Below are 22,933 nucleotides of genomic sequence, written 5' to 3'. Positions count from 1 at the left end.
TACCCGAACGGCGAGGGATCGCATCCACCAAGAGGCTGATCGCGATCAGGTTCGGAGCAGGCGGAAGAGGGAGGCGTGGGTGGCAGTCGTCATCGGAGTCGTCGGTCCGCACGATCTGGTCGACGACGTGGCGGCCACATGCGAGGAACAATCGGGGGTCAGCACTCTCCGTCTGGACTACGACCATGAGTCGCAGACGCCGGCGATCGTCGAGGCACACGCCTCCGCCGTCGAGGGGTGGCTGTTCACCGGCGTCGTCCCGTACACCCTGGCCCGGAACGTCGGCGCGCTAACCCGTCCCGCCGCGTTCCTCGACTACTCGGGCGCCACATTGCTCAGCGCCCTGGTACGGCTCCAGCACGAAGGCCAGGACGTGACCCGCCTGTCGATCGACACACTGCCGGCGGCCGAGGTGACGGCGGCGTTCGCCGAGGCCGGGCTGCCGACCGGAACCCTGCGCACGCTGCCGTACCGGCCGGAAATGACGCCCGAGAAGGTGATCGCCTTCCATCGCCGCGCCCCGGGCCATCCCGTGATCACCTGCCTCGGCTCGGTCCACGAGGCTCTCCGCGGCGACATGCGGGTACTGCGCTTGGTGCCGGCGGTCCATTCGGTGCGAGTGGCGCTGCGCCAGCTGCTGCTGACGGCCGAGGGGCAGGCGCAGCAGGATGCGCAGATCACGCTCGGGCTGATCGAGGTGGCCAGCGAGGAGGGCCTGCTGCGCGAGGCGACCGCGCTGGGCGGCACCATCGCGGCCTTCCGCGGCGGCACACACCTGCTGGTGACGACCCGTGGCCCGCTGTACAGGGCCACGGGAGGCTTCACCGGCCTGCCCATGCTGACCCGGCTCGCGGACCACAATCAGCTGGTCCGCGTCGGCTTCGGCCTAGGGCGCAGCGCCGCAGAGGCGGAAAGTCTGGCCCGGCGCGCCCTGGCCAAGGCCCGCCGCATCGGCGACGTGGCGGCGGTCCTGTCCCTGCGGGCCAACACCGACATCGTGCTGGAGCCGGTCGCGACCGGCCCGGCCGGACAGCAGAACCTCTCGGTCATCGCGCGCCGTGTAGGTCTGTCGGTGCCGACCCTGGAGAAGCTGCTGGAGGCACGGGCCGCCGTCGGCGACATGCCGCTGACCACCCGGGAGATCGCCGGCCGCCTCGACGTGCAGCAGCGCACCGCCCGGCGCATGCTGCACCGGCTGGAGCTGGCAGGGCTGGCCGAACGCACGGGCAACCTCACCAGCGGCTCGAGCGGGCGGCCGCTCACCCTCTATCGCCTCACCCTCTGATGCCGCCCGCGTCTTACAGCTCGTCCACCTCGGCGTGCGTGCGGCCACCGGAGAGCTTGGGATAGCCGGGGCCGCGGTCGAAGAAGCGGCCCGTCGCCGGGCGCAGGTTGGCGCGGAGCTCGGCGGTGCCCTGCTCGTCGATGCGGTCGCCGTCGAGCACCACTCCGTAGTCGCCCAGGGCGCCCGCGATGGAGACCTTGCCGTCGCGGACGTCGGCGGCCACCGCGCGCGGGTCTCGGTCGTACGGCGAGCCCCAGCCGCCGCCCCCGGTGGTGCGGATGCGGATGACCTCGCCGGCCTGCACCTGGTGGTCGTCCACCAGGCCCTCCATCTCCTTGCCCGCGATCTCCACCCGGAACGGCCGGCCGGCCAGGCCGCCGTTGACGCCCCAGCACGACAGGATCGACCGGTCGGCGATCGACATGTACGAGGCGTCGCGCAGCATCCGGATGTGCTTGTCGTAGCCGAGCCCGCCCCGGAACATCCCCGGCCCGCCGGAGTCGCAGGCCAGGGCCAGCCGCTCCACCCGGAACGGCCAGCGCGCCTCGGCGAACTCGACCGGGATGTTGCGCGAGTCGGGCACCACGTGGATGGTGTCCTCGCCGTCGGCGTACCAGCGCCCGCCGGAGCCGCCGCCGAGCACCTCGCGCATCAGGTAGGACCGGCCTTCGGCGTCGGTGCCGTAGACGCCGGTGTAGCGGATGGTCTCCTGGTCGGCGGGCATACGACCGCCGGTGGCCTTGGCCAGCACGCCCGCGAGCACGCCCAGCAGACGCAGGATGACGAAGGTCCGGGCATTGGTGGGGGCCGGGAAGACCGGGGTGAGCAGCGTGCCCTTCTCCGGGAAGATCATCTTGATCAGGGGGACGACGCCCTCGTTGACGTCCAGCTCGGCCATCCGCTCGGGGGTGTCGGCCAGGTTGCGCAGGATCGGCGCCAGCCACTTCTTCAGGAACACGCCGTCGGCGTAGTCGCCCGCGTGATTGATCGGCCCCTTGGCCTGCGGCGACGTGCCGGTGAAGTCGATCGTCAGCGGCGCTTCGGCGTTCTGGTCGACCGTCAGCGTGATGCGTTGCGTGTGCAGCCGGGGCTCGTCGACGCCGTCGTGCTCGGCGTAGTCCTCCCAGGTGTAGGTGCCCTCGGGGATCTTGGCCAGCAGCTCACGGCGGAACGTCCGCGTGGTCTGCTCGATGATCGCGTCGAAGCACTCCTCGACGGCGGCCCTGCCGTACCTCTCGAAGAGCTCGCCGAGCCGGCGCGCGCCCATCAGGCAGGCCGAGCACTCGGCGTCGAGGTCGCCCGCCAGCGAGTCGGGCATCCGTGAGTTGCGCGTCATGATGCGCAGCGCGGCCTCGTTGGGCACGCCCTCGTCCCACAGCTTGATCGGCGGGACCATCAGGCCCTCCTCGAACACGCTGCGCGCGTGCGAGGGCATCGAGCCGGGCACCGATCCGCCGATGTCGTCGTGGTGGCCGAACGCCTGCACGAACGCCACCACGACCCCCTCGTGGAAGACCGGGACCGTGACGCACAGATCGGGCAGATGGCCGATGCCGCCCTCGGACAGGTAGACGTCGTTGTGGAAGTAGACGTCGCCGGGCTTCATCATGTCGATCGGGAAGTCGCGGACCACCGGCTGGACGAGCGCGCTGTAGGAGCGGCCGGTCAGCTTGCGCAGCCGGGCGTCGTGGATGCCGGCCCGGAAGTCGTGGGCGTCGCGGATCATCGGCGACCGCGCGGTGCGCGCGATCGCGGTCTCGACCTCCTTCTCCACCGAGGCCAGCGTGCCTTCGACGATCTCGGCGAGGATCGGGTCAGCCACGCCGCACCTCCACGTTGCCGTACTCGTCCACCGTCGCGGTGAAACCTGGGTGGATGGGGATGGTCGAGCCGTACTCCTCGATCACCGCCGGACCCTCGACCACCGCGCCGGGGTCGAGCGCGGCCCGCTGGTGGATCGGGGTGTCGCACGGCTCATCGAAGTGCACCTGCCTGCGCACCGCCGCCGCCTCCACCTTCTGGTGCGGCCTGCGCCGGATCGCCGGGCGGGTGATGGGCCCGATGCCGGAGACCCGCAGGTTGACCCACTCGACCTGGTGCCGGGGGTCGGCTCGGTAGGCGTAGCCGTACAGCTTCTCGTGGGCGTCGTGGAAGTGCTGGAGCACCCGCTCCCGCCAGTCCTCGTCGAGCGGGCCCGCCGGAGCCGGCACCCGCACCTCGTAGGCCTGCCCGTAGTAACGCAGGTCGGCGCTGCGGGCGTAGACCGGGTCGTCGAAGCCCTCACGGTCGAGCGCCTCGGCGGCCTCGCCCTCCAGCTCGCCGTAGATCCGGGCGGCGGTGGCCAGGGACAGATCGCGGGTGACGTGCGTACGCACGTAGTCGTTCTTGACGTCCACGGTGAGCAGGCCGAACGCGGAGACGTTGCCCGGGTCGGGCGGCACGACCACGGCGGGCAGCCCGAGGATGTCGATCAGCCGGCAGGCCAGCAGCGGCCCGGACCCGCCGAACGTCACCAGCGGGAAGTCACGTACGTCGAGCCCGCGCTTGACGGTCAGCTGGCGGATCGCGTTGCTCTGGTTGAACGCGCTGATCTCCAGGATGCCGGTCGCGGTGCGCTCGGCGCCGAGGCCGAGCTTGTCGGCCAGCGCCTCGATGCCGGTCCGCGCGGCGCCGGCGTCGAGCGGGATCTCCCCGCCGAGCAGGTGGGGCGGGATGCGGCCGAGGAAGACGTGCGCGTCGGTGACCGTCACCTCGGTGCCGCCCCTGCCGTAGCAGAGGGGGCCGGGGTCGGCGCCCGCCGACTTGGGCCCCACCTTCAGCGTGCCCTCGGGCGAGATCCAGGCGATCGAGCCGCCGCCCGCGCCGACGGTCACGATGTCGATCATCGGGATCTTGCACGGGTAGCGGCCGACGGAGCCCTCGGTGGTGATCGAGGGCTCGCCGTCGATCACCACGGCGACGTCGGTGGAGGTGCCGCCGCCGTCGAGCGTGATCACCGACGGGTGCCCGGCCGTGGACGCGATGAGCGCGGCGCCGAGGGCGCCCGCGGCGGGTCCCGACAGCACGGTGGTGATCGGCTGGTCGACCACCTCGCGCGCCGACAGCACCCCGCCGTTGGACTTCATCACCGAGAACGGGATGCCGAGCCGCCCGGACAGGTTGGCGAGGTAGCGGCGCATGGCCGGCTTGACCGCGGCGTCGACGAGCGTGGTGACCGACCGCTCGTACTCGCGGTATTCGCGCAGCACGTCGCTGGAGATCGAGACCACGGCCTCGGGATGCTCGCGGGCCAGCACGTCGCGCATGCGGCGCTCGTGCTCGGGATTGGCGTAGGAGTGCAGGAAGCACACGCCGATCGCGGTGATGCCCCTGGCCCGGAACCAGCGGGCCACCTCGACGGCCTGGTCCTCGGCGAACGGCCGCACCTCGGCGCCCAGGTGGTCGAGCCGCCCGCCGACGGTCTTCACCAGGTGCACGGGCACGATCCTGGGCGGTTTGACCCAGAAGTAGGAGTTGCCGTAGCCGTCGGGCACGCTCTGCCTGGCGATCTCCAGGATGAACTCGAAACCCTCGGTGGTGATGAACCCGAGGTCGGCGATCCGGTCCTCGAGCAGCTGGTTGGTGGCCACGGTGGTGCCGTGGACGACCGAGCCGACGTCCAGCTCGCCCAGCTTCTCGATGCCCGCGACGAACCCGTCCGCCGGGTTGGCGGGCGTGGAGGGGGTCTTGGTGGTGACGATCTCACCGGTCTGCTCGTCCACCGCCACCACGTCGGTGAAGGTGCCTCCGGTGTCGACTCCGATACGGACGCTACGCATGACTCCTCAGCTCCGGCGCCGGCCGAGCACTTCTTCGATGACGCGGGGCGCGTTCGCCGTGCCGACGTAGGCGGCGAGCCGGACCACGAGCTCGTTGGATCGGGCCAGGTCGGCCTCCACCTTGGCCTTACCCGACTGGCCGGCCTGTACCCCGAAGTAGGCCCCCATGATCGTTCCCACCACTCCGGCCACTCCGGCGAACAGCGCCGCGAACTCGCCGGTGGCGAAGACGGCGGCTCCGAAGGCCACGAGGATCGCCACGATGCCCGTCAGCACCACGTAGAACCCGTAGCGCCAGCGCGCGGCGTCGCCCTGCGCCGCCGTGACGTCGTCGGGCGTCATCAGTGCTTCGAGCCCCGCGGGGGGCTTGTCTGTTACCACGCCTGCCTCCTGATGCTTCAGGGGAGAAATGTCCCATGAGGTCAGGGAACACGCCAACCCGCTGCGGCAGCGGCCCGTGACTGGACGCGCTGGCCACCTCACCCGCGAGGCGAACCGCTAAGGTGGCACTCCGTGATCGAGATGTCCGCCTTGTCAGCAGTGCCGTCCGGCGCCCGCGATGCCGTGCTGAAGTTCTACTTCGGCCCCATGGACTGCGGGAAGTCCACGCTCGCCCTGCAGATGAACTACAACCACGGCCGGCAGGGCAGGCGCGGTCTGGTGCTCACCAAGCACGACAGGTCGGGCGGGCCCAAGCTGACCAGCAGGATCGGGCTCGGCCTGGAGGCGATCGAGGTGGAGGACTCCCTCGATCTGGTGAGCTTGGTCACCGGTCACGATCGGATCGACTACCTGATCTGTGACGAGGCCTGCTTCTACACGGTCGAGCAGATCGAGCAGCTGGCCGACCTGGTCGACGAGCACGGCGTCGACGTGTACGCCTTCGGGCTGGCGTCGGACTTCAGGTCGGTGATGTTCCCGGCGGCGCAGCGGTTGTTCGAGCTGGCCGACGAGGTGTGCCGGCTGCAGGTCGAGGTGCTGTGCTGGTGCGGGCGGCCGGGGCAGCTGAACGGCCGGATCGTGGGCGGCGAGCTGGTGCGGACGGGCGAGCAGGTCGTGATCGGCGACACCGACGCGTCCCCGGTGCGCTACCAGGTGCTCTGCCGGCGCCACCACCGCTCGGGCCTGCTCGGCGAGGGCTCGGCCGGCTGACCGCACCCGCGATCATCGCTCCCGAATTCGCCCATTTCCGTCGCGAAAAGCGCTCCTGAGGCAAGATGTCCATCTGATGGACGCCTTAGGAATCACCTCTGTCAAGCGCTCCCGGTGGATCAGCGCGCTGTCGCTGGCCGGGGCCGTCACCCTTCTGGCCGGGTGCGGCGCCCTGGAGCGGTCCGCCTCCGAACGCCTCCCGTCCGCGGCGGCCACGCCGTCTTCGAGCGACACACCGCCTTCGAGCGACACGCCCCAGGATCCGCCGCCTCCTGAAGACGAGCCCGCGCCGAGCCCCGAGTACACCGACCCGCACTCCGACACCCGTGTGGCCATCGCGTCCGTCAAGGCCACCGCGGAGGACGCGCGCATCCGGGACGTGGCCGTCGACCTCGTGGGGCTCAACCGGCTCGGCGCCGATCACGTGGTGATCCAGGTACGGCTCAGCAAGACCACGGACAGCCGGAAGTGGTACCTCTGGCACGATGTCCACGACTACATGACCAAGGACAAGGACGACATGGCCTCCGGGCTCGGGTTGATCGACGTCGCCCAGAGCCGGATCCTGATGCCGTCCGCCACTCCCGAGGGCGCCTGCCTGTGCACGGTCGAGAACGACTTCGAGGGCCCGGGGCTGGAGTACGGCAAGCCGCGCACGCTCTACGCCGTGGTGCCGGCGCCGGCCGGTGGAGCCTCCTCCACCACGGTGTACCTGCCGTTCGCCCCGCCCATCGTCAACGTCCCGATCAGTGACGAGCCGCCCGTGCCGCCGCCCGGCCAGGAGATCCCCGACCCGGCCGACCATCAGCTCACGCCGCTCTCGTACCCGATGGAGATCCCCTCGGTCAGCCTGGACCGGAGCCAGGAGACCACGACCGACGACAAGCGCGTGCGGATCAATCTCTCCTCGGACGTGCTGTTCAAGGTCAACAAGGCCGACCTGTCGGCCAAGGCCCAGCAGATCCTGCAACGCACCGCGACGTCGATCGACACCTCCGACGCGGGCACCGTGAAGATCGATGGGCACGCGGACGCCACCGGCGACGACGCCGTCAACGACCCCCTGTCCACGCGCCGCGCCCAGGCCGTACGCGCGCGGCTGACGTCCCTGGTGAGCAGGGAGGGTGTGCGGTTCACCGCCGAGGGCCACGGCTCCCGCGAACCGCTGTACCCCAACGACACCAAGGACGGGCAGCGCAGGAACCGGCGGGTCACCGTGACCTTCGACCGGCCCCGGACCTCGGGCGCGACCGGCCCCACCGGCACGCCGGTCCCCCTGAGCTCCGGCGGTCCCGGCTCGTCGGCCACGACCAACGTCGACGGCCAGCCGTTCACCGTCGAGGTGGATCCCGTCCGGACGATCGGCGGCGGACTCGGCGTGCTGACCTACCGGACCACCAACAACGGGATCAAGTCGACCTGGCTCCACGAGCTGAGCAGGAAACACGAGCGCCTGCCGGCGTCCGGTCGCTTCGGGGCATCCTCGAACGTGGACCTGGTCGACCCCGCCACCCAGACCATGTACGGCCCGGTGGGAGCCTACGGGAGACAGGGGGACCGCCTCTACTGCGTCTGCACGGCCGGCGGCACCCCCGTCGAGAAGCATCTCGCGCAGGAGACCAAGGAGTTCTGGGCGCTGATCGGCGTGCCGGAGCAGGCCACGACGGTCCGGGTGCGCATCGCCGACTTCCCGCCGCTCGCCGACATCCCCATCCGCTGAGACCGGTCGCCGATCTCCCGTCCGCTGAGACCCGGACGGCTCAGCCCGCTGCCAGCTCTTCCAGCCGGAAGGGCAGGTAGGCCGAGTCGTCCACCAGCGCCGACGCGCCGCGCCACCAGCCGAACCACTCGCCGCTGCGCCACATCCAGTCGACCCGCTCGATCGCGGCCACCACGTCGCCGACGGTCCGCCACCGCTCCCCCAGCTGCTCGCGGGTGGCGCCGTGCCGCATCGCCCAGGCGCGCAGGATGCCGACCGCGTCCGCGTCCACCTCGCGGGCGTAGGGGTCGGGGCGCTCGCCGGGCAGCCGGTGCGGCCCGAGCCCGGCGGCCACCCCCCAGCTCCACTGGGCCTCGGCCGGCCGGGAGTAGCGCAGCGAGTGGAAGTCGAGATTGGACCCCAGGTCGTCGTCGGCGCGGCGCGTGACGACCGCGTCGAGCCGGCCGCCCGCGTCGAAGTGCACGACGAGCCGCTGGCCCGGCCTGACCTCCGGCGGCAGCGCGAAGCGGTCCTCGGCGTGCCAGGAGTTGAGGTCGACCTCGGCGACCGGCCGGCCCCAGAGCTGGTCTGCGGCGTCGTCGGAGATCCACGCGGCCAGCATCTCCAGCGCGGTGAGGTCGGTCCACGGCTCGATCGCGACGGACGTCTCCAGCACCTCGTCGGGCGGGGGCAACTTGCCGTCCCTGGGCTGCTGCCACCAGGACGCGCCCAGCTCGCGGGTGCCGACCAGCAGCGCGGCGATGGCCGCCAGCTCGGCCGACCGCCTGGTGAGCGACGCGCCCAGCGCCAGGCTGAGGCAGCGCTCCGATCGCTCGTCACCGAGCACCGGGCGCGCGTCAGCGATCAACGCCTCGGCCGTCGGACGTTCCTCACCCAGCAGGTTGCGTACGACTCGTCTGGCCTCGGTCCGAGCGTCTTCAGCATGTGCCTGCCGCATACGGTCAACGCTACGCCCGGAGATCCTTTTCCGCGAGAGCCGGTGGACGTCAGCGACCCCGGCCACGTCCGAGCAGCCAGCCCACGACCACGCCGGCGAGCGCGACCCCCGCGCCCATGCCGAACGAGGCCAGCATCGTCCACGGCCGGGTCCCGGCCTGCCGCTCGCGCCCACCGGATACGCCGGGCCGCTCGTACACACCGGGCCGCTCTTGGACGCCGGACCGCTCGTACACGCCGGGCTCGTACCCGCCGGGCCGCTCTTGGACGGCGGGCACCGCGCCCACGGCCGGCGGGGTGGCCGCCTCGCCTCGCGCGAGCCCGGCGGGCCCCGCGCCCTCCAGCGCGAGCCCGGCGGGCTCCGCGGCGGCGGGGGCGCGCAGGTGGTCCTCGACGGCGGCGAAGAACTCCCCCGCCGTCCTCTTGGCCACCGAGCCGAGCATGCGCTGGCCCACGCCGCCGATCATGCCGCCGATCACCGCGTCGGCGTCGTAGTCGACCCGGGTCCCGCCGTCGATCTCGCTGAGCCGTACCAGCACGGTGGCGTCGACCGTGCCGGGAGCTCCCTGGCCGCGCGCCCGCAGCACGAAGCGCTCCGGCGCGAGCGGCTCGGCCAGCGCCACCTCACCCTGGTAGAGGCCCTTGATGGAGGCCACCCCCGCGGTGACCGTCATCCTGTACGTGTCGGGCCCGCTCTCCTCCAGGCGCTCGCAGCCCGGGATGGTGCGCACCAGCACCGCCGGGTCCTGGAGCGCGGCCCACACTCGATCTCTCTCGACGCCGATCACGGCGCTGCCTGCGACTTTCACATCGCCACTCTAGGGACGAGCTCACCGCCGCGATAAGGGCAACACCTGCCAGATGGACGATCAAAGGTCCGCCGCGGGAGGTAGCCGGGAATCAGCCCGCCGGGTGACGCGGCGTCGTGACCTCCTGCGACATGCTCGATAACACCGATACGCAGGCATGTGTGACCAAGGTCGCATCGCATTGCTCTACAAGACGTAGTACTACAATAGGTAGATCTGACGACGGCCTGGGGAGCTCAGCAGCCGGGTGGGGGATGGGTGGGGGAATGGACGCGCTGGATCTCGCGCGGTGGCAGTTCGGGGTGACCACCGTTTATCACTTCCTGTTCGTGCCGTTGACGATCGGGCTCGGCGTCTTCGTGGCCGGACTGCAGACCGCGTGGCACCGGACCGGCAAGGAGCACTACCTCCGGCTGACCAAGTTCTTCGGGAAGCTGTTCCTGATCAACTTCGCCATGGGCGTGGTGACGGGCATCGTGCAGGAGTTCCAGTTCGGGATGAACTGGAGCGAATACTCCACGTTCGTCGGTGACGTGTTCGGCGCGCCGCTCGCCATGGAGGCGTTGCTGGCGTTCTTCATGGAGTCCACGTTCATCGGGTTGTGGATCTTCGGGTGGGACCGGCTGCCGAAGAGGGTGCACCTGGCCTGCCTCTGGGCGGCGGTCATTGGGTCCAATTTGTCGGCATATTTCATCCTTGCGGCCAACGCCTGGATGAAGCATCCCGTGGGCTACGAGGTCGTGGACGGCAAGGCCAGGATGACCGACCTGTGGGCCGTGCTCACCAACTCCACCGCGCTCGCCCAGGTGCCCCACGTGCTGGCCTCGGCGTTCATCGTGGCGGGCGGGTTCGTGCTGGCCGTGTGCGGCTACTGGCTGCTGCGGACCAGGGACGGCATGTGGCGCGGCGCCGCTCGCGGCGCGCTGGTCATGACGGCGGTCGCCGGGCTCGTCGTCGCGGGCACCGGCGACATGTCGGCCAAGCTGGCGTTCGAGCAGCAGCCGATGAAGCTGGCCTCCGCCGAGGGACTGCGGCACGACACCGCCGCCGCGCCGTTCTCGATCGCGCCCGGCATCGAGATCCCCGGCGTGCTCAGCTTCCTGTCGACCGGCGACTTCGGCGCCACCGTGCAGGGCACCGAGGACCTGCAGCAGAGGTTCGAGAAGGAGTTCGGGCCCGGCGACTACCGGCCTGACCAGGCCGTGGTGTTCTGGTCCTTCCGGCTGATGATCGTCTTCGGGCTGGCCACGGTCGGCCTGTCGGTCCTCGGCCTGTGGCTGACCCGCCGCCGGCGGCCGATGCCCCACTGGCTGTCGCGGATGTTCGTGCTCGCCCTGCCGCTGCCGCTGCTGGCGGTGACCGCCGGCTGGCTGCTGAGCGAGGTGGGCCGCCAGCCGTGGACGGTCGCCGGCGAGCTGCTGACCGCCGCGAGCGTCTCCCCCGGCGTCGGCCTGACCGAGGTGGCCATCTCACTGGCGGTCTTCACGCTCCTGTACGGCACGCTCGCGGTGGCCGAGGCCGTACTCCTGACCAGGCATGTTCGCAACGGCCCCGAGGAGCCGCAGCGCGCGGCCGTGGCCGAGCGGCGCGAGCCGTCGCTGATGTACTGAGGTGGAGACCGTGATCGACCTGTGGTTCGTCATCATCGCCTTCCTGTGGACCGGCTACTTCGTACTGGAAGGCTTCGACTTCGGCGTCGGGCTGCTGTCGCCGTTCGTGAGCGCGAACGACGGCGAGCACCGGCAGGGCCTGCAGACGATCGGCCCGGTCTGGGACGGCAACGAGGTGTGGCTGATCACCGCCGTGGGAGCCATGTTCGCGGCCTTCCCTGCCTGGTACTCCGGCATGTTCAGCGCCTTCTACCTGCCGGTCGTGCTGATCCTGGTCGGCCTGATCGTGCGCGGCGTCGGGCTGGAGTGGCGGGCCAAGGTCTCCTATCCGGCCTGGTGCGACCTCGGCATCGTGATCGGCAGCGCGCTGCCCGCGTTCCTGTGGGGTGCGATCTTCGCCGACCTGCTGTTCGACAGCGCCGTCGCCGCCCTGGTGGGCGGGGTGTTCACGCTGGGCCTGTGCGTGCTGCACGGCGCCGTCTTCCTCGCCCTCAAGACCGACGGCGAGGTACGCCGGCGCTCCCGGCTGGTCGCCCTGACCGCGAGCGCGGTCGTGCTGCCGCTGGCGGCGGTGGCCCTGTCGAGCCTCGACTCAGTGCCCGCCCTGGTCGCCATGGGCTCGCTGGCCGCGGCGGCCGCGCTGATCTGGCGGCGCCGGGAGGGCTGGGCGTTCACCGCGACGGCGGCGGCCATCGTACTGACCTCGGTGTCGGTCTTCGCCGACCTCCGCGGGGCGCCACTGCCCGGTCTCACGCTGGCCGAGGCGGCCTCCGGGCCCTACACGCTGACCATGCTGAGCTGGATCGGGCTGATCGCGCTGCCGTTCGTCCTCGTCTACCAGGGGTGGACGTACTGGGTGTTCAGAAAGCGGGTTCAGGTGGCGGTGGCGCCGAAGTAGCGTCCCCGCCCGGCGCGCGGATCGCCAGGCGGCCCCTGGCGGCCGACCCCGCCGGAGCTCGAGCCAGACCGGCTCTCCGGGATCCACAACCTGCTCTGGGCCGCCGTCGTCGTTCTGATGATCGTCCGCCCGGGTGCCTACTGAGCGCCCTCCGACGGTCGGGCGACCTCAGCCGATGGTCTCCATCTTCTTGGTGCGGTGGTCCTTGAGGTGGAGGTCGCCGCCGAGCCGCTCCTTGAGCGAGTCGAGCACCTTGCGGCTGGACAGCACGGTCCACAGGTTGCCGACCAGATGCGGGTTGTACTCCGGCGCGATGTCCATCCAGGCGTCCTTGCCCGCCTGGCTGGTGAACGTGGTGACGAAGAACTCGCCGTCCTCGGTCTTGCAGTAGCCGGTGCGGATGTCCTCGGCGTCGACCTGCATCCGCGGCTTGCAGCCGACCTTGGCGGAGAGCTGCTCGACGGAGAGTTTCTCCTTGGGCGCGTCTGAGGGCTGCCCCGCCTGTTGCTCGCCGGCGGCGGCGTAACCGCCGCCGTCACCGCCGCCATCGGGCGCGCAGGCGGCTACGAGTCCGACCAGCAACAGCGCAGAGGCGGCCAGACGTGGAAATGTCGTCATGTGCCGAGATACGCAGCCCTCGCGGCCCGGGTTCACCTGAGGACCGAGTTCACCCCGGACCCGTGTTCAGGTCAGGCCGATTCAGGTGAGGACGACACAGCCACGTTCCCGGAGACGACGCACGACGTCCTGATCTCCATCGAGCTTGTTCCAGCGCAGGTCCAGCTTCTCCAGCGCCGGCAGCCCGGCCAGGTCCTCCGGCAGCGTCCTGAGCCGGTTGGCGCGCAGGTCGAGATGGGTGAGCCGGGTCAGCCCCGCCAGCCCGGCGGGCAGCGCGCCGAGCCGGTTGCCGCGCAGGTCGAGATGGCGCAGCTCGCCGAGCCGGGTGACCGAGGCGGGCAGCGCGGTCAGCAGGTTGCCCCTCAGGTGCAGCTCGCGCAGCCGGCCGAGACGGCCGATCGCGTCGGGCAGGGACTCCAGCCGGTTGCCGTAGAGCCGCAACTCCACCAGCGACGCCATCTCGCCCAGGGCCTCGGGCAGCCGCGTCAGCCGGTTGTCGGTGAGGTTGAGGTAGGCCAGCCGGTCGAGCCGCCCGATCGCGGCGGGCACCTCGGTGAGGCGGTTGTCGCTCAGGTAGAGGTAGCCGGTGAGGCGCAGGTCACCCAGCTCGGGCGGGATCGAGGTGAGCCGGTTGTGCCCGAGGTCGAGCATCCGCAGGCCGTCCAGCCCGCCGAGGTCCGGGGACACCTCGGTGAGCTCGTTCTCGGCCAGGTTGAGCGACTCCAGCCGGGCCGCCTTCCACAGTGACCCGGGCACCTCGGTCAGCCGGTTGCCGCCGGCCGACAGGTGCCGCAGCCCGGCGGGGAGGTGGCTGGGCAGCGTCTCGATCGCGTTGCCGTACAGGAAGAGCGTTTCGAGGTGCGGCGGGCAGGCCGGGACGGTCGTGAGCGGGTTTCCGTCGAGGTGCAGCTCGCGCAGCGCGGTCAGGCCCGTGAGGCCGGGCAGGGCGCGCAGCCGGTTGCCGTCGAGCCTCAGCTCGGCCAGCGACCGCAGGCCGCCGACCCACGGGGGCAGCTCGGTCAGCTCGTTCCAGGCCAGGTCGATCAGCCGTACCCGGGCGAGCTCGGCCGGGGTGCCGGGCACCGCGGTCAGACCCGCGCCGGGCGCCCGCAGCTCCGTCACCTCGCCGCCGATCCGTATCTGGCGCACCACCGTGGACCTCTCCGTCATGCGGCGATCCTGCCATGATCACTGGCGGAGTTCGAACAGCTCCGACGGCGAGATCGGCATGCGGTCGATCTCGATGCCCTCGGCGTCCTCGATGGCCGAGGCGATCACCGCGGAGACCGGGATCACGCCCGCCTCGCCGGCGCCCTTGATGCCCAGCGGGTTCAGCGGCGACGGCGTCTCCAGATGGGCCGTCTCGACGTGCGGGATCTCCGTGGCGTACGGCATGAGGAAGTCCATGAACGAGGCGTTGAGCAGCTGGCCGTGCCCGTCGTAGACCATCCGCTCGTACAACGCGCCGCCGATGCCCTGGGCGACCCCGCCGTGGATCTGCCCTTCGACGATCATGGGGTTGATCAGCCGCCCGCAGTCGTGCACCACCGCGTAGCGGACCACCCTGATCTCGGCGGTGTCCGGGTCGGTCTCGACGATGGCGGCGTGCATGCCGGAGGCGAACGTGGACCTGATCGGCGAGTAGTAGTCGCGCCCCTCCAGCCCCGGCTCGTCGCCCTCGGCGACCGGTGGCCGGTCCGGCGAGGCGGCGGCGGCGAACTGGGTGGCGCGGGCCGCCTCGTCGTCGAACGCGTAGCGCAGCGGGTTGGCCAGCACCGCGACCGTGGACAGCGGGATCGACGCCGACGGCGCCCCCAGCACACGTACCAGGCCGTCGGCGATCTCCAGGTCGGCGGGGTCGGCCTCGAGCGCGTCGGCGGCGATGCGCAGCGCCTTCTCGCGGACCTTGCGGCAGGCCAGCGCGATCGCGTTGCCGCTCATCACGGCCGCCCGGGAGGCGAACGTGCCGACCGCGTAGCCGAACCTGCGCGTGTCGCCGGTGACCACCGAGACCCGCTCGATGGGCACGCCCAGCTCGGTGGCCGCGATCTGGGCGAACACCGTCTCGTGGCCCTGCCCCTGCGAGGTGAGCCCGGTCGAGACGTGCACCCGGCCGTCGGAGGTGACCTGCACGTGCCCGCCCTCGTAGGGGCCGACGCCGGTGCCCTCGACGTAGCAGCCGATGCCGATGCCCCGGCCGGGGGCGCGCCGGAAGTCGTCCCAGCCGATCAGCTCCTTGAGCATGCGGAGCATCTCGGGGTAGTCGCCGCTGTCGTAGATGAGCGGCCGGCCGTCCTGGAAGGTCATCTTCTGGTCGTACGGGAACTCGTCGGGGCCGATGAAGTTGACCGCGCGCACCTCGGTGCGGTCCTTGCCCAGGTAGCGGGCGATCTTGTCCATCGTCCGCTCCATGCAGAACACGCCCTGCGGCCGGCCCGCGCCCCGGTAGGGGGTGACCTGCACGGTGTTGGTGTAGATGGCGCTGAACTCGACCCGGTAGGCGCCGATCCGGTAGGGGCCGAGGAGCTGCGTGGAGGTGATGATCGGCACGATGATCCCGTACGGCGTGTAGGCGCCGTGGTCGTGCAGGATCGACACGTCCAGGCCGAGGACCCGCCCCTCGTCGTCGAAGCCCACGGTGACGTGCTGCACCTGACCGCGTTCGTGCGCCGAGGAGACGAAGTGCTCACGGCGGTCCTCGGTCCACTTGATCTCGCGGCCGAGCAGCATCGCCGCCCATGGCACCAGGATCTCCTCCGGCCACGGGTGCACGATCTTGACGCCGAAGCCACCGCCCACGTCGGGGGCGATCACCTCGACGTGCGGCAGCGGCAGGCCGAGCGCGGCGGCGATCGCCATGCGGACGCTGGTGGAGGTCTGGGTGCTGGAGTAGACCCGCAGGTCGGAGCCGTCCCAGCGGGCCAGCACGCCACGGCCCTCCAGCGGCATGCTCGCGCTGCGCTCGATGTCGAGCCGGAACGACAGCCGGTGCGGCGCGGCCTCGACGGCCTCGGGAGCGCTCAGGCCCGCGACCGAGGTGACCTCCTGCACCAGGTGGGCGCCCACGTTGCCCGGCACGTCCTCGTGCACCAGTCGCGCGCCGTGTGCCGCCTCCTCCAGGCCGACCACCGGCTTGAGCGGCTCGTAGTCGACCTCGATCAGCGCGCACGCGTCCTCGGCCAGGTATCGGTCGGCGGCCACGACCATGACGACCGGCTCCCCCACATGCCGGACGATCTCCCTGGCCAGCGGGTAGGCGGTGCGGCCGTGGGTGAGCGCGGGGTGCGGGATGAGCAGCGGCAGCGGGCGTCCGACCCGCTCGGGCAGGTCCTCCCAGGTGTAGACGGCGACCAGTCCCTCGACGTCGAGGGCGGCGGTCACGTCGATGTCGCGGACGCGGGCATGGGCGTGCGGCGACCGCACGAACGCCACGGCCAGCGCGTCCGCGCCCAGGTCGTCGAGGTAGCGGCCCTGGCCGGTGAGCAGCCGTGGGTCCTCCCTGCGCTGCACCGGCTCGCCGAACAGCCTGGTCGTCACTGGATCACGTCTCCTCGGCCAGCAGTTCGGCGGCGCGGTGAACGGCCTTGGTGATGTTCTGGTAGCCGGTGCAACGGCACAGGTTGCCTGAGATGCCCTCGCGCACCTCGTCGTCGGTCGGCGCGGGGTTGTCCCGCAGCAGCGCCGTCACCGTGCACAGGAAGCCGGGGGTGCAGAACCCGCACTGCAGCCCGTGACACTCCGCGAACGCCCGCTGCACCGGCGAGAGCCCGTCGGGCCCGGCCAGCCCCTCCACCGTGGTGATCTCGTGCCCGTCCACCGTCACCGCGAACGTCAGGCACGATCGCACCGGCAGACCGTCCAGCAGCACCGTGCAGCATCCGCACACCCCGTGCTCGCAGCCGACGTGGGTGCCGGTCAGGCCCAGGTCGTGGCGCAGGCAGTCGGACAGCAGCCGCCGCCCGGGGACCCGCACCCGCCGTACGCCGCCGTTGACGACCAGTGTGATCTCGTGCTCCACTGCCCTCCCTCAGTCCGCGGCGGCTTCGCGGGCCGCCTCTCTCAGCGCCTGCCCGGCCAGCACGCCCACCAACCGCAGGCGGTACGCGGCCGTCGCGTGGATGTCGCCCTCCGGCTCGGTGGCCTCCCGCACCGCCCGCGTGACCGCCGCCCAGTCGACCGTGGCGGCCGGGCGGCCGTCGCACTCGGAGGTCACGTCCACCGTGATCGGCACCGGGCCGACACCGACGCAGGCCACCCGGGCCGAGCCGACGTGCAGGTCGTCGTCCAGCGTGACCACGGCGCACACCCCGGCCAGCGCGTAGTCGCCGTGTCTCCTGGCCACCTCCCGGAACGCCGTGCCCGTCCGCGCGGGCAACGCCGGGAAGAACGCCGACACGGCCAGCTCGCCCGGTTCCACCGCCGACTCCAGGGGGCCGGTGAAGAACTCGGCGGCGCCCACGTCGCGCACGAGCGGCGCGTCGCCGGCCGCCGCGCCGTCGCGCGCGAGCCGTACCGAACCTCCGAGTACGGCCAGCACCGCGGGCAGCTCGGCGGCCGGGTCGGCGTGCACGAGGCTGCCCACCACCGTGCCGCGGTTGCGGATCACGGGGTGGGCGACGAGCCGGAGCGCCTGGCCGAGCAGCTGGTGGGCGCCGGAGTGCTCCACCTCGCTGTGCCTGGCCAGCGCGCCCACCGTGACGCCCCGCGGGGTCGTCTCGATCGTGGCCAGCGACTCGATCCGGTTGATGTCGACCAGGTGCTCCGGCGCCATCAACCGCATGTTGAGCAGCGGGATCAGGCTCTGGCCGCCGGCGAGCACCTTGCCGCGCACCTCGGCGAGGATCCGCAGCGCCTCGCCGAGGTCGCGTGGAGCGTGGTACTCGAACGGCGGCGGCTTCACCCTGCGTCGCTCCCCACCGGCGCCGGCCGCCTGCCCGCGATGACGCGCAGCAGGTGGTAGCCGCCCACCACCACGATGGTGCCGAGCGCGATGCCCTCCAGCCTGAAGTCGCCGCTGATCATCTGCTTCACCGGTCCGATCGCCAGGATGATGCCCGCGCCGATCGGCACCATGTTGACCGGATCGGCGAAGTCCACTCTGTTCTCGACCCAGATCTTGGCGCCGAGGAGCCCGATCATGCCGTACAGGATGACCGTGACGCCGCCCAGCACGCCGTCGGGCGTGGCGGAGACCAGCTCGCCGAACTTGGGGCTGAAGCCGAACGCGATCGCGATGACGCCCGCGATGTAGTAGGCGGCCGTGGAGTAGACCCTGGTGGCCGCCATGACGCCGATGTTCTCGGCGTAGGTGGTGGTGGGCGAGCCGCCGACCGCGCTGGCGAGCACGGTGGCCGCGCCGTCGGCGGCGATGGCCCGGCCCATGTACGGGTCGACGTCGGTGCCGGTCATCTCGCCGACGGCCTTGACGTGCCCGATGTTCTCCGCGATCAGCACGATGACGGCCGGCAGCACGAGCAGCACGGCCGAGAACCTGAAGTCGGGCGCGTGCAGGTCGGGCCAGCCGAACAGGGGGGCCGACTCGATCTTCGAGAAGTCCACCCGCCAGTGCGGCGCGATGGTGAGCGCGCCGTCGACGTAGGCCGGCACCATGCCGAACAGCCGGTCGGCGACCCACGAGAGGAAGAAGCCGGCGATCAGCCCGATCAGGATGCCGATCCGGCCGATGAACCCCTTGAACGCCACCACCAGCACGAACGTGACCAGCATCGTGATCAGTGCCAGCCACTGGTCCTGCGGCCAGTAGAAGTCGGCCACCACGTACGCCAGGCCGAACCCGATCAGCATGACCACCGCTCCGGTGACCACCGGCGGGAAGATCTTGTGGATGATGCCGACGCCGAGGAAGTGCACGGCCAGGCCGCACAGCGCCAGCACGAACCCGGCGACCAGGATCGCGCCGGTCACGATGGCGTCGGCCCCGGCCGTGTCGCCGCCGAACAGCGCCCTGATCGCCAGCACCCCGCCGACGAACGACGCGCTCGTGCCCAGGTAGCTGGGCACCTTTCCCTTGACGATGAGCAGGAACAGGATCGTCGCGACCCCGGACATCATGATCGCGGTGTTCGGGTTGAGCCCCATCACCAGCGGGAACACGAACGTGGCGCCGAACATCGCGACCACGTGCTGCGCCCCGAACCCGATCATGCGCGGCCAGCTCAGCCGCTCGTCCGGTCTGACCACCTCACCGGGAGCCAGATGCTTACCGTCACCGTGTTTGGTCCAGCCGAAAACCATGAAAGCCCCTCATCAGCCGGGCCGTCGGACAGGTGGCCGCCCCGCAGGCTCCTCCGCGGCGGTACTAAACCATTGCGGGCAGATTAGGCCCGTTTCCCCACTTCTACACGGGCATGATCTGCCAAATTCGCTTTCCTGACCAGCGTTCCCGTCACTCACTCCGCCCATGCGAGCCGGTGAGACGGCTCCCAGCCGTCCTGCCGGGCCGAAAATGGGGGTCCGTCTCAGCTCCAGTGCGGCGGCCGGTGATAGCGCGCCCCGTCCCGCCCCGCCACCACCTCCGGCAACTGCGACCGCCGTACGACGGCCGCGCCCAGGGGAAACCACGCGTCGCTGCACTTGCGCAGACCGTCGGCGCTCTTGCCCGGAGGGAAGACCGAGACGACCCTCGTCTTGGCGCCACGCCGCGCGTCGATCTCGCGCACTCGCTCGACGGCCGCGCAGAGGTCGGAGTCGGCCGAGACGAGCATCACGACGTCGACCCGCCCGAGAGCGACGTCGGCGACCATGGCGCTCGCGATCGCCACATCCGTCTTCTTCTCCTCATAGGACCGCCAGGTGGCACCGCACGCCCGGCACCGCTTCACCTGCTCCTGGAACCTCCCCAGCACCACCTCGGTGCCATGGCACCGCAGCGCGGCCAGGTAGGCCCGCTGGCGGGCCACCGCGAGAGGATCCGCCCGGACCAGCGCGGTGAAATAGGTGACATGTTCCAGACTCTGCCCGCTGCGCAGCAGGTTGCGCGCCAACTCGCCCAGATCGAGCCAGAGGTCGCGGCGACGGCTCAGCAGCCTGAGCCCGTAATAGAGGTTGAAGCCGTCGACATAGACCCCGACGCGCGCCATCTCTCCGTTCGGCTTGTCACCCAAGGCGATAGCCCCCTAACATGGAGTCATCAACGCCCGGGGCTACGTTCCCGGGCTCTACGGCCCCCGGCTCCGGGGGCCGTTTCTTTTCGCTCACATGTTCGAGTATAGTCAACGGCGAGTAACGCCATCGCCACTTTCCGTGAAGGTCACCGCACCCGGATGGCGAAGCCGTCGCCCGAGACGAGCTGGCCGGAGCGGATCTTGCAGGTCTTGCGCAGCTCCACCTCGCCGTCCACGAGCACCATGCCCTCGGCGATCAGATGCTTGGCCAGGCCCCCGGTCTCGGTGATCCCGCAGTACTTGAGCAGGTCGCACAGCGGGATGTAGTCGGAGCGCAGTTCGAAGTCCACGAGGGCCAAGCCTAGATGCCCCGCATCCGCAGCACGTGCAGCGCCAGGGTCAGGTTGAGCCGCAGGTGGGGGTCGTCGGTGAAGTTGCCGAGCATGCGTTCCAGCTTGCCGATGCGATAGCGCAGCGTGTTGTAGTGGAAGTGCAGCCGCCGGGCGGTCTCCGCCACGTTCAGGTTGGTCTCCAGGAGGACCTGGAGGGTGCGCCGCAGGTCGGCGTTCTCGGCGTCGTCGTCGGTGGCGAGCGGGCCCATCGTCTCGCGGACGAAGGCGTGCAGCTCGTCGGTGTCGTTCACCAGCGACAGCAGCCGGTAGACGCCGAGCTGGTCGAAGTGGGCGACCGCGCCGGCGCCGTGCAGCTGGCGGCCGACCCGGGCGGCCTTGAGGGCCTGCGCGTACGCCTCGGGGAGGGTTCCCACGCCGGGTGACGGCCGGGAGGTGCCGGTCGAGAACGTGGCGGGCGGTGTGTCGGCGAAGGCGGAGGCGGCGTCCTTGGCCACCCTGGCCGCGTCGACCTCGGCGTCCACGACCGCCACGACCTCGTGGGAGAACCCGGCCACCGCACCGCGCGGGTCGTGCCGGCGCATCGCCGCGGTCCAGCAGGCGACGAGCCGGTCCTGGGCGCTGCGCTCGTCGCCGTCGGGGTCGAGCTCGGCGACGAGCACGGTCACCGGTCGTTCCAGGTCCCAGCCGAAGGCCCGGGCCCGGGCGGTGACCCGGTCGGCGCTGCCGGCGCGGCCGGTGAGGACGTCGCGCAGGAAGTCGGCGCGGTACTTGCTCTCGACCGCGTTGACCGCCTCCTGCCGGGTGACGACCAGGGCGGCGACGGTGGCGGCGCGTTCGAGGATGCCGACGTCGCTGTCGCGGATGCAGCCCGCGGGGCTGTAGGCGACGATGCGGCCGTGGTGGTGCCCGCCCGCCACGACCGGCACCGAGGCGAGCTCGCGCCCCCGGCCGCCCGCGGCCACGCGGACCGCGCCCACCGCCGGGCCCTCGCGGCCGATGGACTCGCGCAACGCCGCCACGTGGTCGGACGGCCCGGCCGTGGCCAGCACCCGGCCACCGCCGTCCACCGCCGCGACGGCCACGTCGAGCAGCCCGGCCACCCCTTCGGTCACCTCGTTCAGCCCGCCCCCGGCGAGCACGACCTGGACCAGCGCCCGGTGCGCCTCCTCGGCACGGGCGAGCACCGCGGCCTGCCGGTTGAGGATGTCGGTCAGCACCTGGTTGAGGATGTCGTCGAAGCCGACGTCGTTCGGCAGCAGGATGAGCGGGAAGCCGAGCCGGTCGGCCTGCTCCACCATCTCGGCGGGCAGTTCGTCCACGTAGCGGCCGAGCTTGATGGCCAGCGCCGCGAGGCCGCGCTCGTCGAGGTCGGCGACGAGCCGGCCGAGCGACTGGGGGGTGTTGCGCAGCGGGTAGCCGGTGGTGAGCAGCAGCTCGTGCGGTTTGACCCAGGCGAGGACGTCGGGCACCTCCATGACGTTGAGGCGCTGCACGATGCGGCCCAGCCCGTTCTCCCCCGCGATCAGCCGGGCCTCGGCGAGGGTCGAGACGCCGAGCACCTCCCCGACGGACACGCCGTGAATGATCGTTCCGGTGCTGGCGAGGCGGACGGGGGGTTCCATGTGGAGATTGTGACCCCATAGCCGGTCTGTCAGGAAGAGCCAACCTTCCCGCGCACTGTTGGCAAATTTCTCCGTACGGAGGGTTGGCAGGCCGTTCTACGGTCAGGTCCAAGGTCGGTAAGGAGGTCCGGTGACCGTCGGTACTCATGCGAGACGGCCCCATACCCACGTGACCGGGGCCGCGAGCTCGGCGGTACGGCCGGTGCTGGAGGCGCCGCGCTCACCGGCCCGGGTGCTGGCCGCGTTCTCCACGGGCGTGTATCTCGAGGTCAGGTCAGACGTGGAGCCGTCGGTGATCGCCGTGATCACGGGCACGGCGACCCGGCTGCCCAACTCGGTGCTGCTGACCGCCGACCTGCCGCACGTCACGGTCGGTGACGAGGGCTGGGTGGGTGACGGCTGCGTCCAGCTGGGGCGGCTGAGCCTGCGGGCGCACCGCTGGTGGGATCCCGCGCCGCCGCTCGGCGAGGTCGATCCGGTACGCCTGGAGCAGGCCGCTCCCCGCCTGACCGTGGGCAGTCCGGGCCTGGCCGGCAACGCGGCCGTCGACCTGCTGGCCACCAGTTGCGCCCGCGGCTGGCTGCTGGGCGTGATGACGGCGGCCGAACAGCTCGTGGGCCTGGGGCCGGGGCTCACGCCGAGCGGCGACGACGTGCTCGCCGGGCTGCTGGTGGCGCTGCGGCACCTGGGCCGGGGCACCGGCACCGAGCGCGCGGTGTGGCTGGCCGACTGGCTGGCGGCGACCGTCACCTACGACGCCCGCACCCGTACGACGCCCATCTCGGCGACGCTCCTGCACTGCGCGGCCCGGGGTGAGGCGAGCCCCGAGGTGATCGCGGTGCTGCGCGGGCTCGCCGGGCGGCAGGCTCTGGAGCCGGCGGTGCGGCGGCTGCACCGCCTCGGGCACACGTCCGGGTCGGACCTGGCGCAGGGCATCGCGATCGGCCTCTCCAGCGTCCTCGCCCTGCGCGGTCCCGCGTGAGCGGCG

At 71.4% G+C, this 22,933-nt stretch carries 20 protein-coding genes; 6 read left to right on the top strand and 14 right to left on the bottom strand.

The annotated features are described in order from the left end of the window. The first annotated feature begins 79 nt into the window (after positions 1 to 79). On the top strand, positions 80 to 1,285 hold the full coding sequence (locus AB0I38_RS13020) for a hypothetical protein (protein ID WP_358466339.1): 1,206 nt from the start codon (positions 80 to 82) through the stop codon (positions 1,283 to 1,285). Positions 1,286 to 1,298: 13 nt separating this feature from the next. Here the strand turns inward: AB0I38_RS13020 and AB0I38_RS13015 are convergent, their stop codons facing one another. The 3 genes from AB0I38_RS13015 to AB0I38_RS13005 are packed head-to-tail and all read right to left on the bottom strand — an operon-like array spanning position 1,299 to position 5,484. Further along, positions 1,299 to 3,107 (bottom strand): hydantoinase B/oxoprolinase family protein, encoded by a 1,809-nt coding sequence (locus AB0I38_RS13015; RefSeq protein WP_358466337.1) that lies wholly within the window; start codon positions 3,105 to 3,107, stop codon positions 1,299 to 1,301. Beyond that, positions 3,100 to 5,103, bottom strand: coding sequence for a hydantoinase/oxoprolinase family protein (locus AB0I38_RS13010; protein ID WP_358466335.1), 2,004 nt, complete (start codon positions 5,101 to 5,103; stop codon positions 3,100 to 3,102). The genes AB0I38_RS13015 and AB0I38_RS13010 overlap by 8 nt, the downstream gene beginning before the upstream one ends. 6 nt (positions 5,104 to 5,109) lie before the next feature. After that, positions 5,110 to 5,484 (bottom strand): hypothetical protein, encoded by a 375-nt coding sequence (locus AB0I38_RS13005; protein WP_358466333.1) that lies wholly within the window; start codon positions 5,482 to 5,484, stop codon positions 5,110 to 5,112. A gap of 141 nt (positions 5,485 to 5,625) precedes the next feature. Here AB0I38_RS13005 and AB0I38_RS13000 point away from each other — a divergent pair, with 141 nt between their 5' ends. Together AB0I38_RS13000 and AB0I38_RS12995 are read left to right on the top strand one after the other, a co-directional pair. Further along, positions 5,626 to 6,255, top strand: a complete 630-nt coding sequence (locus AB0I38_RS13000) for a thymidine kinase (RefSeq protein ID WP_358466539.1) — start codon at positions 5,626 to 5,628, stop codon at positions 6,253 to 6,255. 76 nt (positions 6,256 to 6,331) lie between these two features. After that, a complete protein-coding gene (locus AB0I38_RS12995; protein ID WP_358466331.1) occupies positions 6,332 to 7,975 on the top strand; it encodes an OmpA family protein in 1,644 nt (547 codons plus the stop codon). 40 nt (positions 7,976 to 8,015) lie between these two features. On the opposite strand, the gene AB0I38_RS12990 is transcribed toward AB0I38_RS12995, so the two are convergent. Continuing rightward, positions 8,016 to 8,912, bottom strand: coding sequence for a hypothetical protein (locus AB0I38_RS12990; RefSeq protein ID WP_358466329.1), 897 nt, complete (start codon positions 8,910 to 8,912; stop codon positions 8,016 to 8,018). A gap of 49 nt (positions 8,913 to 8,961) precedes the next feature. Further along, the gene (locus tag AB0I38_RS12985) at positions 8,962 to 9,720 is read right to left on the bottom strand and encodes an SRPBCC family protein (RefSeq protein ID WP_358466327.1); all 759 of its coding nucleotides are present in this window, start codon (positions 9,718 to 9,720) and stop codon (positions 8,962 to 8,964) included. A gap of 266 nt (positions 9,721 to 9,986) precedes the next feature. On the opposite strand from AB0I38_RS12985, the gene AB0I38_RS12980 reads away from it, so the two are divergent. Beyond that, on the top strand, positions 9,987 to 11,330 hold the full coding sequence (locus AB0I38_RS12980) for a cytochrome ubiquinol oxidase subunit I (RefSeq protein ID WP_358466325.1): 1,344 nt from the start codon (positions 9,987 to 9,989) through the stop codon (positions 11,328 to 11,330). 10 nt (positions 11,331 to 11,340) lie between these two features. Further along, a complete protein-coding gene (cydB, locus tag AB0I38_RS12975) occupies positions 11,341 to 12,228 on the top strand; it encodes a cytochrome d ubiquinol oxidase subunit II (protein ID WP_358466323.1) in 888 nt (295 codons plus the stop codon). A gap of 168 nt (positions 12,229 to 12,396) precedes the next feature. Here the strand turns inward: cydB and AB0I38_RS12970 are convergent, their stop codons facing one another. From AB0I38_RS12970 to AB0I38_RS12930, 9 genes are all read right to left on the bottom strand, one after another. Beyond that, positions 12,397 to 12,846 (bottom strand): hypothetical protein, encoded by a 450-nt coding sequence (locus AB0I38_RS12970; protein WP_358466321.1) that lies wholly within the window; start codon positions 12,844 to 12,846, stop codon positions 12,397 to 12,399. An 81-nt stretch (positions 12,847 to 12,927) separates the two neighbouring features. Further along, complete coding sequence (locus tag AB0I38_RS12965) at positions 12,928 to 14,016, bottom strand: leucine-rich repeat domain-containing protein (RefSeq protein ID WP_358466319.1); 1,089 nt, start codon at positions 14,014 to 14,016, stop codon at positions 12,928 to 12,930. An 18-nt stretch (positions 14,017 to 14,034) separates the two neighbouring features. After that, complete coding sequence (gene cutA, locus AB0I38_RS12960) at positions 14,035 to 16,383, bottom strand: aerobic carbon-monoxide dehydrogenase large subunit (protein ID WP_358466317.1); 2,349 nt, start codon at positions 16,381 to 16,383, stop codon at positions 14,035 to 14,037. Between the two features lie 4 nt (positions 16,384 to 16,387). Continuing rightward, positions 16,388 to 16,864 (bottom strand): (2Fe-2S)-binding protein, encoded by a 477-nt coding sequence (locus AB0I38_RS12955; RefSeq protein ID WP_358466315.1) that lies wholly within the window; start codon positions 16,862 to 16,864, stop codon positions 16,388 to 16,390. Positions 16,865 to 16,873: 9 nt separating this feature from the next. Then, the gene (locus AB0I38_RS12950) at positions 16,874 to 17,746 is read right to left on the bottom strand and encodes an FAD binding domain-containing protein (protein WP_358466313.1); all 873 of its coding nucleotides are present in this window, start codon (positions 17,744 to 17,746) and stop codon (positions 16,874 to 16,876) included. After that, entirely contained in the window at positions 17,743 to 19,101 is a 1,359-nt protein-coding gene (locus tag AB0I38_RS12945) for a uracil-xanthine permease family protein (protein ID WP_358466311.1), read from the bottom strand. Before AB0I38_RS12945 ends, AB0I38_RS12950 begins: the two co-directional genes overlap by 4 nt. Positions 19,102 to 19,325: 224 nt before the next feature. Then, a complete protein-coding gene (locus tag AB0I38_RS12940; protein ID WP_358466309.1) occupies positions 19,326 to 19,970 on the bottom strand; it encodes an NYN domain-containing protein in 645 nt (214 codons plus the stop codon). A gap of 146 nt (positions 19,971 to 20,116) precedes the next feature. Continuing rightward, positions 20,117 to 20,320 carry an RNA-binding S4 domain-containing protein gene (locus AB0I38_RS12935; protein ID WP_358466307.1) on the bottom strand — a complete coding sequence of 68 codons (204 nt, stop codon included), beginning with the start codon at positions 20,318 to 20,320 and terminating at the stop codon, positions 20,117 to 20,119. Positions 20,321 to 20,331: 11 nt separating this feature from the next. Beyond that, entirely contained in the window at positions 20,332 to 21,945 is a 1,614-nt protein-coding gene (locus AB0I38_RS12930; protein WP_358466305.1) for a PucR family transcriptional regulator, read from the bottom strand. A gap of 130 nt (positions 21,946 to 22,075) precedes the next feature. On the opposite strand from AB0I38_RS12930, the gene AB0I38_RS12925 reads away from it, so the two are divergent. Beyond that, entirely contained in the window at positions 22,076 to 22,927 is an 852-nt protein-coding gene (locus tag AB0I38_RS12925) for a DUF2877 domain-containing protein (protein ID WP_358466303.1), read from the top strand. Positions 22,928 to 22,933 lie beyond the last annotated feature (6 nt).

Source organism: Nonomuraea cavernae (assembly GCF_040655715.1).
Taxonomy (GTDB): Bacteria; Actinomycetota; Actinomycetes; order Streptosporangiales; family Streptosporangiaceae; genus Nonomuraea; species Nonomuraea cavernae_A.
The sequence above is the reverse complement of the archived record's forward strand: the minus strand, read 5'-3'. Positions and strand labels throughout refer to the sequence as shown.

Coding starts and splice junctions, on each gene's coding strand:
- AB0I38_RS12990 (WP_358466329.1), bottom strand. CDS start 8,912: ATGCGGCAGGCACATGCTGAAGACGCTCGGACCGAGGCCAGACGAGTC.
- AB0I38_RS12980 (WP_358466325.1), top strand. CDS start 9,987: ATGGACGCGCTGGATCTCGCGCGGTGGCAGTTCGGGGTGACCACCGTT.
- AB0I38_RS13000 (WP_358466539.1), top strand. CDS start 5,626: ATGTCCGCCTTGTCAGCAGTGCCGTCCGGCGCCCGCGATGCCGTGCTG.
- AB0I38_RS12930 (WP_358466305.1), bottom strand. CDS start 21,945: ATGGAACCCCCCGTCCGCCTCGCCAGCACCGGAACGATCATTCACGGC.
- AB0I38_RS12970 (WP_358466321.1), bottom strand. CDS start 12,846: ATGACGACATTTCCACGTCTGGCCGCCTCTGCGCTGTTGCTGGTCGGA.
- AB0I38_RS13010 (WP_358466335.1), bottom strand. CDS start 5,103: ATGCGTAGCGTCCGTATCGGAGTCGACACCGGAGGCACCTTCACCGAC.
- AB0I38_RS12945 (WP_358466311.1), bottom strand. CDS start 19,101: ATGGTTTTCGGCTGGACCAAACACGGTGACGGTAAGCATCTGGCTCCC.
- AB0I38_RS12965 (WP_358466319.1), bottom strand. CDS start 14,016: ATGACGGAGAGGTCCACGGTGGTGCGCCAGATACGGATCGGCGGCGAG.
- AB0I38_RS12995 (WP_358466331.1), top strand. CDS start 6,332: ATGGACGCCTTAGGAATCACCTCTGTCAAGCGCTCCCGGTGGATCAGC.